Raw genomic sequence first — 1153 nt, forward strand, 5'->3', positions numbered from 1 at the left:
CGCTGCTGCGCGTGCTCGTTGCGCTCCAGCGCCGCGATCTGCTGGTCGTACGTGCCGCGTGCGGCCAACCCGTCCGCCACGTCGCGGAACGCCGACTGGATCGCCTTCTCGTAGTTCGCGATCTCGATGCGCTTTTGCACGTGCGCAAGATCGAGGTTCGCGATGTTCGCGCCGCCTTCGAAGATCGGCAACGCGATGCTCGGCGCGAACGACCACGCCGCCGTGCCGGCCTTGAACAGGCCACCGAGCGTCGGGCTCGCGGTGCCGAACGCGCCCGTCAGCGAGATCTTCGGGAAGAACGCCGCGCGTGCCGCACCGATGTTCGCGTTCGCCGCCAGCAGCGACTGCTCGGCCTGCATCACGTCCGGACGACGCGTGAGCAAATCCGACGGCAACCCGGCCGGCACGTCCGTCAGCAGGTTCTGCGCGTCGAGCGGCATGCCCGCCGGCAGATCGTCCGGCAGCGGCTCGCCGATCAGCAGCACCAGCGCGTTCAGCGCCTGCGCGCGTGCCCGTGCTTGCGCCTGCTGGTTCGACAGCGCCTGCTCGACCACTGTCTGCGCCTGACGCAGCTCGAGCTCGGAGCCCGTGCCGTTGTCGAACTGCAGCTTCGTCAGGTTGTACGAGTCCTGCGCCGTCTTCAGCGTGTTCTCCGTGACCTTCAGCAGATCGTCGGTCGACAGCAGCGTCAGGTATTGATCCGCCACCTGCGACACCAGCGAGATCTCAGACGCCTGCCGCGCGTACGACGTCGACAGGTACTGCGCGAGCGCCTGGTCCTTCAGGCTCTGCACCCGGCCGAACAGGTCGAGCTCCCACGACGCCGACAGGCCGACGTTGTAGGTCGTCGTGATGTTCCGGCCCGGCGCCACCGACAGCGCATTCGGCAGGCGCTGACGATTACCGGTACCCGTCGCATCGAGCGTCGGGAACAACCCCGCGCGCGTGATCTGGTACTGCGCACGCGCCGCCTCGATGTTCAGCACCGACACGCGCAGGTCGCGGTTGTTCTTCAGCGCGATCTCGATCAGCCGCTGCAGGCGCGGATCGACGAAGAACTCGCGCCAGCCGATGGCGGTCGCAGCTTGCCCGTTCGCGCTGCGCGCGCCGGCCGCACCCGGCTGCGTCGCGTAGACGCCGCCGGCCGGGTACG

At 68.7% G+C, this 1153-nt stretch carries 1 protein-coding gene; it reads right to left on the reverse strand.

Going from position 1 to position 1153, the window contains the following annotated elements; genetic code table 11:
* On the reverse strand, positions 1-1153 hold a 1153-nt coding region (locus G3N98_RS39360), incomplete at both ends, for an efflux transporter outer membrane subunit (protein ID WP_206151133.1).

Source organism: Burkholderia sp. Tr-20390 (assembly GCF_017104595.1).
Taxonomy (GTDB): domain Bacteria; phylum Pseudomonadota; class Gammaproteobacteria; order Burkholderiales; family Burkholderiaceae; genus Burkholderia.